This is a genomic window from Campylobacter sp. BCW_6871 (genome assembly GCF_001762325.1).
Lineage (GTDB): Bacteria > Campylobacterota > Campylobacteria > Campylobacterales > Campylobacteraceae > Campylobacter_D > Campylobacter_D jejuni.
Genome location: NZ_MJWQ01000066.1, coordinates 39,085 through 53,512, shown reverse-complemented (window position 1 = coordinate 53,512; position 14,428 = coordinate 39,085). Strand labels below are relative to the sequence as shown.

Below are 14,428 nucleotides of genomic sequence, written 5' to 3'. Positions count from 1 at the left end.
AAGACTAAGAAATATTGAATATGAGAAGCACGATAAGTTAGCTTTTAGACAAAGCTTAGGTTATAAATCTCAATTAAAACAACAAAAGGAACATTATGAAAACAAAATTAAAGCCTTACAATACGACTTAGAAAAGAAAAACGAGTTAAGCTTTAAAAGAAAGCTCAGCAAGGAAGAACTACTAGAGCTTAGAAAAATACTAGCTAAGGATTACGGAATTCTTTGTATAAAAGAATGGGAATTTGAATTTTTAGCTGAAAAAATAGCATTAGAAAGTACAAAAATGACAACTTGGGATGCTGTTGTTAAGAAGCTAAAACAAAGTCTTGATTATTGGCAAAATTATGAAAAATGCGAAGAAAAATGGAAAAAAATATTAAGGAGATGAGATGGGAATTTTAAAAAGACTTGATGAAACTATCATTATCGAAGATGATAGAAAAAGTGAAAAAGAATTAGTTGAGTATTGCATTTTAGAAGGTATTTCTTTAAATGATGCAAACTTAGAAAATCTAAATTTAAGTGGTTTGGATTTTGATAATGTGTTTATAAACGGCACTAGCTTTAAAAATGCTAATTTAAATGATATTTCAAGTAAGAATGCATCTTTTATAGATTGCGATTTTAGTGGAGCAAGTTTTCATTTTTGTAATTTTCTAAGAACAGAATTTGAAAATTGTATATTTGAAAATGTAGATCTTAGGGACTGTATAGGAGATATGAAAAATATCTTTAGTGTTGTCGTTGATACCTATGTTATGACTTTTACAAAAACTATGATGAATTTAGGTTGTGATACTAAAACAATAAAAGAATGGCGTAATTTAAGCGTTGATGATTTAGAAGATGAAGAACAGAAATGGCTTTGGAGTTATTACAAGGATACTATTTTTGAAATTATAGATAAAAGATTAGGAGTTGAAAATGGTTAAAAAATATTTTAGAGAAAAAGAATTGAGCGAATATTTAGGAGTTAGTATAACATCATTATTTAAGTTAAGACAAGATGGTAAAATACCTTACATTCGCATAGGAAAATCCATAAGATATGAAATAAAAGAAATAGAAAAATGGCTTAAAGCTAAAAGACATTAAAAGCAAAACTCACAAAGAGAATTTAAGTAATTTCCATACCATTGCATAAGTTTTACTCTTAAATCAATTGCCTTGGCTCTGTTGTAAGCCCTTTCTATTTCATTGCCGCTTATATGATGTAATATCATTTCTGCTATATCTTTACTAATACCTTGCTGAATTAACTCATTGCTTTTATTAGTATAAACACTTCTAAAAGTAGAACGATATCCATGTATAGTGTGCTCTAAATTATAAAATTTAAAAAATCTTACAGCAAAATTCTCGCTAATAGTTCCATTATTATTAGCGAAAATATACTTTTTATCTCCATTTAAAATTCTTTGTATATCTAGTATCTTTAAAGCATATTTATTTAAAGGGATAATATTATCACCATTAGATCTTACTTTCATTTCATCTGCTTTTATAATCCAAAGATTGTTTTCAAAGTCAATATCACTCCATTTAGCAAATCGAATATTTTTACTTCTTTGTGCTGTTAAAAGCGTAAAATAAATTGCATTAATTATAGTTGTATTTGTCCGTGGATGATTTTTATATTCTTTCATACATTCTAACATATTTTTTATTTCTTGTTCTTCTACTATAGCTTTAAAATGTTTAACTTTATTGTGATTTGCTTCATTGTAAAATTTCTTTAAATCTTTCAATTGAAGTATTATATCTGTTTTTAAGTCACCTCTTTGTCTACTAATCTCAAATATCCTACATAGCAAAGATATATTTTTCTTTATTGTTTCGTATATTCCTTTTTTCTGCATTAAATCATAAATAGGTAGAAAATCATCTTTTTTCAATTCATTTATATCTTTTTGTCCCAAAGTGGGAATAATATATTTTTTAAAAATTGACTGTTCTTTTTTGATTGTAGCTGAATTTAATTTTTTAGATTTTATATCAACATAAAGAAAATTTGCTTTTTCAAGTGTCATAACCTTATCATTTTTACCGATAAATTTTCCATCATACATTGACTTTAAAAGATCTTTTGCTTTTTCTCTTGCATTTGTAACATTTAAAACACCTTTTTGGCATTCCCCTATTGTTATAAAATTTTTAAATTTTGAAGCTCTTAAATAAAAAACTTTTTTACCCGTTGGATTAACTCGGACATATAATTCTTTTGGTTCTCCTACGCTAATCATATACCTTTTATCTTTTATTTCTAAATTGTCTATATCTTTTTGAGTTAGCATTAAAAAACCTTTTTTAGTATTTTTGTAGCCAGAATTAGCTTTTTTACTTTGGCTACATAAATGGCTACAAAATTATAAGAAAAAATAGAAAAAATTTCAATCATAATGAAAAATTTTAATGTAGAAAAGTTGTTAAAATAGTGTATTTTGTGTCTTAATATTACTTAATGAATTACTACTTGGTGTCCACGGCGAGATTCGAACTCACGGCCTCAAAATTAGGAATTTTGCGCTCTATCCTGCTGAGCTACGAGGACAGAAAGCGGGAAAAATCCCGCTAAAAATTTAACCGTTTCTTTTTTTGATGATTTCATCCGCAACATTTTTAGGAACTTCATCATAATGATCAAATTCCATAGAATAAGTCGCACGACCTTGAGTTTGACTTCTAAGATCAGTAGAATAACCAAACATTTCAGCCAAAGGACAAAATGCTGTGATGATTTTATTTCCACCACGCTCATCCATGCTATTTACTTGACCACGGCGTTTGTTAAGATCTCCAATAACATCACCCATATAATCTTCAGGAGTTTCTACTTCAACTTTCATCATAGGCTCTAAGATCACAGCACCTGCTTTTCTAGCACCTTCTTTAAAGCCCATAGAAGCAGCAAGTTTAAACGCCATCTCAGATGAATCCACCTCGTGATAACTTCCATCATAAACAGTTACTTTAACATCTTCCACAGGATAACCTGCTAAAACACCATTTTGCAATGCTTCTTGAACACCTTTATCAACTGCAGGAATGTATTCTTTTGGAATTACCCCACCTTTGATATCATTAACAAATTCATATCCACTACCTGGCTCAAGCGGTTCAAGGCGTAAGAATACATGTCCATACTGACCACGACCACCTGATTGTTTAGCATATTTGTATTCTTGTTCAACAGTTTTTCTAATAGTTTCGCGATAAGCAACTTGTGGTTGACCTACTTCAGCTTCAACTTTAAATTCACGAAGCATTCTATCAACGATAATTTCAAGGTGTAACTCACCCATACCTGAAATGATAGTTTGACCACTTTCTTCATCTGTAGAAACTCTAAAACTTGGATCTTCTTGTGCTAATTTATTTAAAGCAATAGACATTTTTTCTTGATCAGCTTTAGTTTTTGGCTCAACTGCAACAGAAATAACTGGATCTGGAAAATCCATTCTTTCAAGGATTACCTTATCTTTTTCACTTGCAAGAGTATCCCCTGTTAAAGTATCTTTAAGTCCTACAACAGCACCAATTTCGCCTGCGTAAAGCACTTTAATCTCTTCTCTTTTGTTAGAGTGCATTTTTAACAAACGACCAATTCTTTCTTTTTTATCTTTAGTTGAGTTATACGCATAAGAACCACTTTCCAAACAACCGCGATAAACACGCACGAAAGTAAGTTGTCCTACAAATGGATCTGTCATGATTTTAAATGCAAGTCCTGCAAACTCGCCATCATCAGTTGATTTTACAGAAACTTCTGTGCCATCTTCATATTCACCCTTGATATTTGCCACTTCATCAGGAGCTGGTAAATAAGCCACAACAGCATCAAGTAAAGGTTGAACCCCTTTATTTTTAAACGCTGTACCGCAAAGCATAGGAACGATAGAAAGACTTAAACATCCTGCTTTAATCCCTGTTTTAATCTCTTCAAGGCTTAATTCTTCTCCGCCTAAATATTTTTCCATCAACTCATCTGAAGTTTCAGAAACTGCTTCTATCATTTTTGTGCGATATTCTTCTGCCTTTTCTTTAAGTTCAGCTGGAATTTCTTTTTCTACATAATCCGTTGGCTTAGTATCATCTTCCCAAACTAAAGCTTTCATAGTTACAAGATCGATTACGCCTTTAAAATTATCCTCAGCACCAATTGGAATTTGAAGTGGAACTGGATTAGCTTTTAAACGGTTACGAATTTGATCTTCTACATTGTAGAAATTTGCACCGATTCTATCCATTTTGTTTACAAATACTATTCTTGGAACACCATATTTATTTGCTTGTCTCCAAACTGTTTCACTTTGAGGCTGCACCCCACCCACTGAACAAAATACCGCAACAGCACCATCAAGAACACGCATAGATCTTTCAACTTCAATTGTAAAATCCACGTGACCCGGAGTGTCAATTAGGTTAATTTGGTGATCTTTCCAAAAACAAGTTGTAGCCGCAGAAGTGATAGTAATCCCACGCTCTTTCTCTTGTTCCATCCAGTCCATAGTAGCAGCACCATCATGAACTTCACCGATTTTATGACTCATACCTGTAAAGAAAAGAATTCTTTCAGATGTAGTCGTTTTACCCGCATCAATGTGAGCAGCAATACCGATATTTCTAACTTTTTTTAAAGGAGTACTTCTTGACATACACACTCCTTCTTACCAACGATAGTGAGCAAATGCTTTATTTGCTTCAGCCATTTTATAAGTATCTTCTTTCTTCTTAAATGAAGCACCTTTGCTATTAGCAGCATCTAAAAGCTCAGCTGCAAGTTTATCAATCATAGTTCTTTCGCTTCTTTTTCTTGCAAAAGAAATAATCCAACGAATCGCTAAAGCTTGTTGTCTAGCAGGACGAACTTCAACTGGAACTTGATAGGTTGCACCACCTACACGACGAGATTTCACTTCTAATAAAGGCTTAATATTTTCAATCGCATCATTAAAAATATCAATACCTTTTTTCTCGCCACCTTTTTTATCAATAGCTTCCAAAGCACCATACATAATTGTTGTAGCTGTGCTTTTTTTACCATCATACATTAAAGAATTAATAAATTTTGTGATTACTTTATTACCATAAATCGGATCAGGCAAGACTTCTCTTACCGGAGCTTTTCTTCTTCTCATTATTTTTCCTTCAAATTTTAAATTTTACTCAAACAAAATCAAATCTAACGGATTTGTCTGTATGAATGATTATTTTGCAGCGCCTGCTTTAGGGCGTTTAGCACCATATTTAGAACGAGAAACTGTTCTTTTTGCAACACCTGCTGTATCAAGAGCACCACGAACGATGTGATATTTAACCCCTGGTAAGTCTTTTACCCTACCACCACGCACTAAAACAATGCTGTGTTCTTGCAAGTTATGACCTTCACCGCCGATATAGCTGATCACTTCAAAGCCACTAGTAAGTCTTACTTTGGCAACTTTTCTTAACGCTGAGTTTGGTTTTTTAGGTGTTGTAGTATAAACCCTAGTGCAAACTCCCCTTCTTTGTGGACAATTTTTAAGCGCTGGAGATTTAGATTTTTCTAAAACTTTTTTGCGCTCTTTTCTAACCAATTGATTTATGGTAGGCACAATAATTCCTTTCTTTAAAAATGTAATAAACTTTGGATGATATCTAAATTTTGCTTATATTTTAGTTAAAAAGATTGAAAATGAAGAAATATAGCCCCGAAGGGCTATAAAATAGAGTTTTATTCTTGTTCTTTAAGTTTTAAATTTTGTTCACCATAAAGCCCTGTTCCAACAGGAATCATTCTACCTAGAATAACATTTTCTTTTAAATCTTCTAAGTAGTCAAATTTACCCGCTATACTTGCTTCGGTTAAAACTTTAGTAGTTTCTTGGAATGAAGCCGCAGAAATCACACTATCACTTCCAATCGCTGCTCTTGTTACACCTAAAAGCACAGGCTCGGCAATAGCTGGTTCTCCACCCATTCTAATGATTCTTTCGTTTTCTTCACGGAATTTACGTCTTGAAACCAAATCACCTTCGATAAATTTCGTATGTCCACTATCTACAACTTTTACTTGTCTTAGCATTTGAGAAACGATAACTTCTATATGTTTATCAGAAATCACAACACCTTGTCCGCGATAAACTTGTTGAATTTCGGAAATCAAATAATAATGCAAGGCTTTTTCACCTAAAATTTTAAGCACATCATGACTCGAAACAACTCCATCTGTAAGTTTTTCACCTGCATGGATAAACTCGCCATCTCTTACTTGAATGTGTTTTGATTTGTCGATTAAATACTCAGCACTTGTTCCATCTTCTGCTTGGATAATGATTCTTTCTTTGGAACGCAAAGGTTTATCAAAACGAACAACACCATCAATTTCTGCAATCACAGCTGCATTTTTTGGTTTTCTTGCTTCAAAAAGTTCAGAAACTCTTGGAAGACCTCCTGTAATATCTTTTGATTTAGCTGCAGCTTTTGGAGTTTTTGCTAAAATATCTGCTTGAGCGATTTTATCGCCATCATGAACAAAAATAACGGTTTTTGGTTCAAGCTGATAACGCACAGCCTTATCACCTTTTCCTGCAATTATCAAAGTCGGTCTAACTCCGCTTGGCAAATACTCATTAATCACTAAAGAACGCTTACCTGTAGCTTCATCAATTTGCTCATCGGCACTATAACCTGCTTCAATATCTTCAAAGCTTACAACACCATCAATTTCTGCAATAATAGTATTATTATAAGCATCCCATTCTGCAATCACTTTTCTTTCTTTTTTAGGAGCACTTGCAATGATAGTATTTACATCATCGATTTTTTCACTATCGTTAAATTCTATCTTAGATTCTCTTGGGATATAGTGTCTTTTTGCTTCTCTATCATTTTCATCAGCAATCACCACAAAGAATCCTTTTTCTTTAACAATATCGCCTTTTTTAACATTTTTTACTCTATCTAAACCATCGCCTTTAAGGATATAAAATTTAAGCGTTCCCTTTTCTCCTGCTTTGATATTTTGTACCACGGGCTCGCCATCTTCTACTAAAATTTCACTCGCAAAAGGAATACGATTAGGAACGTTCCAACCCTCTTTAATCACTTCCACGATACTTTCATTTCCTTCTACTTGCATACCACTTTGATATGGCAAATAAAGTTTTCCATCTATACTGCCACTTACACCTGCTAATTCATTTGGTTTAGCAAGATCGTATTTTCTTAGTATGTATTTTACTTCTTGTTTTTTATCTTTAATAGAAACAATCACATCTTCATGAATATTTTCTATATTAATCACACCTTTAAATGGAGTTTTGATTTTTGGCTCCACAAGCAAAATCGCCGCATTTCTACGATTTGCTACGATATTTTTACCTTCTTTGTTTTTATAAGTTTTAAGATTATAAAATCTTATAAAACCTTCTTTTTGTGCGCTTACTTGTCTATCTTGTAAATCCGTACTTGCAGTCCCCCCGCTGTGGAAAGTTCTTAGAGTTAGCTGCGTCCCTGGCTCGCCGATAGATTGAGCGGAAATAATTCCTACTGCTTCACCTGGTTTTACTAATTTACCTTCGCCAAGATTGATACCATAACATTTTGCACAAATTCCTTTTTTAGCTTTGCAGGTAATAGGAGTGCGAATATTGACACTTTTTATACCGCTTTCTCCAAGAATTTTTGCTTTTTCCTCATCCATTAAAGTACCTTCTGCAAAAAGCACAGAATTTGTAATAGGATCGATCACATCTTCAGCTAAAACCCTACCTAAAATTCTTTCTTCTAAAGTTTCTATAATAGAACTATCTGCGGTGATTTCATTGATTTCAACACCTTCATGCGTTCCACAATCTTCAATGGTAATTTTTACATTTTGTGCAACATCGATGAGTTTTCTTGTCAAATAACCCGCGTTTGCTGTTTTAAGAGCGGTATCTGCAAGACCTTTTCTAGCACCGTGGGTTGAAATAAAGTATTCAAGAACATTTAGCCCTTCACGGAAATTCGAAATAATAGGCGTTTCGATAATAGAACCATCAGGTTTAGTCATAAGTCCTCTCATCGCAGCAAGCTGAGAAATTTGAGCCGCACTACCTCTAGCACCAGAATCTGCCATCATATAAATAGAGTTAAAACCTTCTTTATCTTTTTCTACAAGCTTCATCATCTCTTTTGAAAGAACATTGTTTGTACTTTTCCAAATATCAATGATTTTATTGTATCTTTCCCCTGAAGTAATCAAACCGAGATTATAAGAATTTTGAATTTCTCTTACTTGTTTTTTTGCTTCATTGATAGCTTTTTGCTTGTCATTAGGAACAATAATATCTGCAATCGAAATTGAAATACCTGCTTTCGTTGCATACTCAAAACCTAAATTTTTAAGTCTATCCAAGAAACTTGCTGTAATCTCTAAACCACCTTGTTTATAAACATAATCCACAAGCGCAGCAATGTCTTTTTTCTTTAAGACTTTATTCCAACTATTTTCAGGCACAAAATCAGGTAAAATGGATTTAATAATCAATCTTCCCGCTGTAGTAGTAATCTTTCTACCATCTATCATAGTTTGTATACTCGCATGAATATCCAAACACTTGCTTTCAAGTGCCATCATCACTTCATCAATGCCTGTACAAATTTTATGCGAACCTTTAGCACCTGCTTTTTCCAATGAAAGATAATAAATTCCTAAAACCATATCTTGCGATGGAACGGTTACAGACTTACCGCTTGCTGGCAAAAGAATATTCATTGATGAAAGCATAAGCACTTTACATTCTGCAATAGCCTCTTGAGAAAGCGGTACATGCACTGCCATTTGATCCCCATCAAAGTCCGCGTTAAATGCTGCACAAACCAAAGGATGAAGTTGTATAGCCTTACCTTCCACTAAAACAGGATGAAAAGCTTGGATAGAAAGTTTATGCAAAGTAGGCGCACGGTTTAACATAACAGGATGTCCTTTTACTACCTCTTCTAAACATTCCCAAACTTCATTGGTTTTGTTTTCTATCATTTTTTTAGCTTGTTTTACTGTAGTTGCATAACCTTTTTCTTCAAGCTTAGCTAAAAGATGTGGTTTAAAAAGCTCTAAAGCCATTTTTTTAGGTAAACCACATTGATCCATTCTAAGTTTTGGACCCACAACAATAACACTACGACCTGAGAAATCCACTCTCTTACCTAGTAGGTTTTGTCTAAAACGCCCTTGCTTTCCTTTGATAATTTCACTTAAAGATTTTAATGGGCGTTTATTTGCTCCTTTTACAGCATTAGCACGACGACCGTTGTCAAAAAGTGCATCAACAGCCTCTTGAAGCATTCTTTTTTCATTTCTTATAATGATTTCAGGTGCATCAAGTTCCATAAGTTTTTTAAGACGTGTATTTCTATTGATAACACGACGATATAAGTCATTCACATCAGAAACTGCAAATTTCCCACCATCTAAAGCCACTAAAGGACGCAAATCTGGCGGTAAAACTGGAAGATTTGTAATCATCATCCATTCAGGACGATTTGGTACGGCTTCATCACTATCGGTATTGGCGTTTAAATTTGAATTTAAGAAATTTTCTACTACTTTTAAGCGTTTAATGATGGTTTTTTTCTTAGCCTCTGAATTTGTAGCCGCCATTTCTTCTTTAAGCTGATTTAAAAGCGCCACAAGATCTAAATTTGCAAGTAAATCACGAACAACTTCTCCACCCATTCTTGCTTTAAAGCCACTATTTTCATAGCGTTGCATTAAATTTTGATATTGCTCTTCATTTAAAACATCACAATATTCTACTTTTTTGGTGCTTTCATTATCATAGAAAGCATCGCCTGGATTTTCAACGATATAAGCTTCATAATAAAGCACACGCTCAAGATCTTTCATCTTAACACCCAAAAGCGTTCCTATACGGCTTGGAAGAGAATTAACATACCAAATATGGGCCACAGGAGTTACAAGCTCGATATGTCCCATTCTAGAACGACGCACTTTTGAATTTGCTACTTCAACACCACATTTTTCACACTTAACGCCTTTAAAACGCATTTTTTTGTATTTACCACAAAGACACTCATAATCTCTTATAGGTCCAAAAATCTTTGCGCAAAAAAGCCCATCTCTTTCAGGCTTTAAGGTTCTATAATTGATAGTTTCTGGTTTTTTTACTTCTCCATAAGACCATGATTTGATTTTTTCAGGACTTGCAAGTCTTAGTTGAAACGCTTCGAAATCCCTAGGTCTTGCATCTTCTTTGATTTCTATTACTTTAAATTTACTCATTATCTTCATCCTTATCAAAAATCTCAACATCTAAAGCAAGAGATTTAAGCTCATTGGTTAATACAAAAAATGTTTCAGGAATTCCTGTTGCTGGAACATTTTCACCTTTTGTCAATGCTTTATAAGCACTAAATCTACCTTCTACATCGTCTGATTTGATAGTTAACATTTCTCTTAAAGTGTGTGCCGCTCCATAAGCTTCAAGTGCCCAAACTTCCATCTCCCCAAATCTTTGTCCCCCAAAGAGTGCTTTACCACCCACAGGTTGTTGGGTAACTAAGCTGTAAGGTCCTGTACTTCTTGCGTGAACTTTCTCATCAACTAAGTGGTGGAGTTTTAGCATATACATACATCCCACATGAACACGCTCTGCAATTTTTTCACCTGTGCGTCCATCATAAAGTTCTGTTTTGCCGTCCATATCTATCTTGGCCATTTCAAAAAGCTTGCTAAATTCTTCTATATTTACACCTTCAAAAACAGGAGTAGCAAATTTAACTCCTTTACTCCAGTCTCTAGCATAGTTTAAAAGCTCTTCATCGCTTAAGCTTTTAATAAATTCTTTTTCGCTTGCAAGTCTTGGAATAGAACAAATTTCAAGCATTTTTGCTCTTAATTCTTTAAGAAAATCTTTTTGCTTTCTGTCAAAAATTTCTTGAATCTGATCTCCGAGTCTAAGTCCAATTAAACCCAAATGGCTTTCTAAAATTTGGCCTATATTCATACGACTTGGAACGCCAAGTGGATTAAGTGCAATATCTACACTTTTACCATTTGGTAAATAAGGCATATCCACTTCAGGAACTATAGTTGAAACTATACCTTTGTTTCCGTGACGTCCTGCCATTTTATCACCAACTTTAAGCTTTCTCTTTGTAGCAATATAAACTTTAACAAGCTTAATTACCCCACTTGGTAAAATATCATCTTTTTCTAAAATTTCAAGCTTTTCATCGTGTTCTGCTTTTAATTTTTTCTTCTCATTTTGGAAATGATTTTTTAAATCATCGTATTCTTTTTGAATCTCTTTAGAATAAGCTTTAATCAAAGTTGTTAAAGTAAAACGATTGATTTTTTCAAGTTCGCTAATATCTGCAGTTTGTCCTTTTTTATAATTTTTATCTCCAATTTTTTGATCACTATTTAAAGGGGCTTTGGAAAGAAGAGCACAAACACGAAGCATTTCTTCTCTATCCATCATCAAAAGTCTATCATGGTGTTCTTTTTCTAAAGCCATTTTTTCTTTATCATAAGATTTTATTGCGCGATCGTCTTTTTCATAGCCTTTTTTAGTGAAAATTTTAACATCTACAACAACACCCTCTAAAGAAGCAGTTGCATAAAGGGATTTATTCACAACATGCCCTGCTTTTTCTCCAAAAATCGCTCTTAAAAGTCTTTCTTCAGGAGTTGGTTTAACCTCACCTTTTGGAGAAACCTTACCCACCAAAATCATACCTGGTTTAATATGGGTACCAATTTTTGCAATACCGCTCTCATCAAGATGTGCAACATCTTCTTCTTTTACATTTGGGATATCTTTGGTAATTTCTTCTATACCATCTTTTAGTTCTCTTGCTTCAATTTCTTTTTCATAAATATGCACGCTTGTAAAGGTATCTTCACGAATAATTCTCTCACTTACAACTATAGCATCCTCATAGTTATAACCATTCCAAGGCATAAAAGCGATTAAAGCATTTTTACCTATAGCAAGTTCGCCTTGATCCATAGAAGGACCATCTGCGATAATTTGTCCTGTTTTTACTATATCACCTTTTTTAACAATAGGATGTTGAATATAATTTGTATTTTGATTGGTTCTTAAATTTTTCTCCATAGTGTAATGATCGATAAATGGACCTTTATCATCTTCACCTAAAATGAAAATGCTTTTATTATCCACTTTCTCAACCACACCGCCACGCTTTGCTTTAACAGCTTCCCAAGCATCACGCGCAATAATTTGTTCCATACCTGTTCCTACTATCGGAGCTGAAGCAGTAAGAAGTGGCACAGCTTGACGTTGCATATTTGAACCCATTAGCGCTCTGTTTGCATCATCGTGCTCTAAAAACGGAATCAAAGAAGCTGCAACCCCAACAACCATACCTGAGCAAAGATCGATTAATTGCACTTCTTCGCGTCTTGCAAGTATAGTTTCACCATCTTGTCTAGCCTCAACAAATTCTTCTACTATATTGCCTTTAGCATCAACTTTGGTTGAAGCTGGTGCAATAAACAAGCCTTCTTCTTGTGTTGCTGTAAGATAAACAACTTCATTAGTCACTTTACCATTTACAACTTTTCTATATGGTGCTTCAACAAAGCCAAGTTCATTTACTTTTGCATAAGTAGAAAGAGTGTTAATCAAACCAATATTTTGACCTTCAGGTGTTTCAACTGGACAAATTCTACCATAATGTGTCGCATGAACATCACGCACTTCAAAACCTGCTCTTTCTTTTACAAGTCCACCTTCACCAAGCGCTGACAAACGACGCTTATGAGTAACCTCGCTTAAAGGGTTGGTTTGATCCATAAATTGCGAAAGCTGACCTCCTGTAAAAAATTCAATGATGGTTGTAGTAATCATTTTAGGATTGATTAAATCATAAGGCATTACTTTATCAAGATCCGCATTTAAAGAAGTAAATTTATCTCTGATCGCCTTTTGCATTTTTGCAAGACCTAAATGAAGTTCATTGGCTAAAAGTTCACCTATAGAACGGATACGACGATTTCCTAAATGATCTCTATCATCAATATGTCCTTTACCATTTTTTACTTTAATTAAATATTTTGCAGTTTTAATAATATCTTCATTAGTCAAAACAGTAACATACTCAGGCACTTCAAGACCTAACTTATGGTTCATTTTCATACGACCTACCTTGGTAAGATCGTATCTTTCAGGATTGAAGAATAAATCATTTACAAAAGCCTTCGCTGCATCTTTTACCACAGGTTCACCTGGACGCATAACCTTGTAAATTCTAATCGCAGCTAAATCATTTTCATCATCGATATTTTCACTTTGTTTAAGAAGTTTTAGAGTTTCTCCATCTTGAGCAAAGGAGTTAATAATCGCTGCATCAACGCCATTAGCCAAGTCATTTGCTATATCAAAACTTTTTTGCTCTTTAATCTTGGCAAGCTTACTCTCATCTAGCAAAGTTAAAGAATCAAATAAAACCTCTCCACTTTCCTTATCAATAATAGGATTTGCCAAATAACGATTAAGTAAAATTTCTACAGGGTATTCTATCCATTTTAAACCGTCTTTAATAAGCTGTTCTGCTTTTTTCTTTGTAAGTCGTTTTCCAGCTTGATGAACAATTTTTCCTTTTTCATCTTTAATATCATACTCTATTCTGTCCATAAAATCATTTGGATTAAATTCTGTTAAAAATTTATCTTTTTTCACATGTATAGTCTGGATAGGATAAAACAACTTAATAATATCCTGTTTTTTATACCCTAAAGCCCTAAAAAGCATAGTTACAGGAACTTTTCTACGCTTGTTGATTCTTACATACAAAACATCTTTGGCATCGTATTCAAAATAAAGCCACGAACCACGATCAGGAATAATTTGTGCTGTATAAACAAGCTTATTTGCAACCGTTGAACTTTCTTCTTCTTTAAAAATAACACCAGGGCTTCTATGTAATTGATTTACAACCACTCTCTCAACCCCGTTAATGATAAAAGATACACGATCTGTCATTAAAGGAATTTCGCGGATATAAATTTCTTGTTCTTTAATATCTTTTACGCCAACTTTTTCCCCTGTTTTTTCATCTTTTTCATGCAGAGTAAGACGGATTTTCATTTTTAAATTTACAGAATAAGTCAAACCTCTTTCCATGCATTCGCGAATGGTATATTTTGGCTTGCCTATTTCACTACTAACATATTCAAGACTCAATCTATTTTGCGGATCATGAATAGGAAAAATTGATTTAAAAACTTTTTCTATACCACTTTCACCATTATCAAGATTTAAAAAATAATCAAAACTCTTTTTTTGTAATTGTAGAAGATTTGGGATTTCTATTTGTTTTGAAATGTTTGAGAAGTCTACTCTTAAACGATTTCCTAATTTATTATCTAACATATCGCACATACCTCATGGTAAATTTTGTAAATTTAAAAAAG

General features: G+C 33.4%; 8 protein-coding genes, 1 tRNA gene and 1 pseudogene. 3 read left to right on the top strand and 7 right to left on the bottom strand.

What is annotated here, in order from left to right; genetic code table 11:
- From AJ930_RS10565 to AJ930_RS07600, 3 genes and pseudogenes are all read left to right on the top strand, one after another.
- Nucleotides 1–388: pseudogene (locus AJ930_RS10565) on the top strand (phage antirepressor Ant); the annotation flags it as partial.
- Between the two features lies 1 nt (nucleotide 389).
- Entirely contained in the window at nucleotides 390–932 is a 543-nt protein-coding gene (locus AJ930_RS07605) for a pentapeptide repeat-containing protein (RefSeq protein WP_070275105.1), read from the top strand.
- On the top strand, nucleotides 925–1,095 hold the full coding sequence (locus AJ930_RS07600) for a helix-turn-helix transcriptional regulator (protein WP_002864902.1): 171 nt from the start codon (nucleotides 925–927) through the stop codon (nucleotides 1,093–1,095). Before AJ930_RS07605 ends, AJ930_RS07600 begins: the two co-directional genes overlap by 8 nt.
- Here AJ930_RS07600 and AJ930_RS07595 read toward each other — a convergent pair.
- The 7 genes from AJ930_RS07595 to rpoB all read right to left on the bottom strand — a co-directional run bounded on the left by AJ930_RS07595 (nucleotide 1,092) and on the right by rpoB (nucleotide 14,396).
- Nucleotides 1,092–2,294, bottom strand: a complete 1,203-nt coding sequence (locus AJ930_RS07595) for a tyrosine-type recombinase/integrase (RefSeq protein WP_002929369.1) — start codon at nucleotides 2,292–2,294, stop codon at nucleotides 1,092–1,094. The genes AJ930_RS07600 and AJ930_RS07595 overlap by 4 nt on opposite strands.
- Nucleotides 2,295–2,474: 180 nt before the next feature.
- Nucleotides 2,475–2,551 (bottom strand) — tRNA-Arg (locus AJ930_RS07590).
- Between the two features lie 28 nt (nucleotides 2,552–2,579).
- On the bottom strand, nucleotides 2,580–4,655 hold the full coding sequence (gene fusA / locus AJ930_RS07585) for an elongation factor G (protein ID WP_002779472.1): 2,076 nt from the start codon (nucleotides 4,653–4,655) through the stop codon (nucleotides 2,580–2,582).
- Between the two features lie 12 nt (nucleotides 4,656–4,667).
- Nucleotides 4,668–5,138 (bottom strand): 30S ribosomal protein S7, encoded by a 471-nt coding sequence (gene rpsG, locus AJ930_RS07580; protein WP_002779471.1) that lies wholly within the window; start codon nucleotides 5,136–5,138, stop codon nucleotides 4,668–4,670.
- Nucleotides 5,139–5,207: 69 nt separating this feature from the next.
- The gene (gene rpsL / locus AJ930_RS07575; RefSeq protein ID WP_002782934.1) at nucleotides 5,208–5,594 is read right to left on the bottom strand and encodes a 30S ribosomal protein S12; all 387 of its coding nucleotides are present in this window, start codon (nucleotides 5,592–5,594) and stop codon (nucleotides 5,208–5,210) included.
- Between the two features lie 119 nt (nucleotides 5,595–5,713).
- A complete protein-coding gene (gene rpoC / locus AJ930_RS07570) occupies nucleotides 5,714–10,267 on the bottom strand; it encodes a DNA-directed RNA polymerase subunit beta' (RefSeq protein ID WP_070275104.1) in 4,554 nt (1,517 codons plus the stop codon).
- A complete protein-coding gene (gene rpoB, locus AJ930_RS07565) occupies nucleotides 10,260–14,396 on the bottom strand; it encodes a DNA-directed RNA polymerase subunit beta (protein ID WP_074497520.1) in 4,137 nt (1,378 codons plus the stop codon). The genes rpoC and rpoB overlap by 8 nt, the downstream gene beginning before the upstream one ends.
- Nucleotides 14,397–14,428 lie beyond the last annotated feature (32 nt).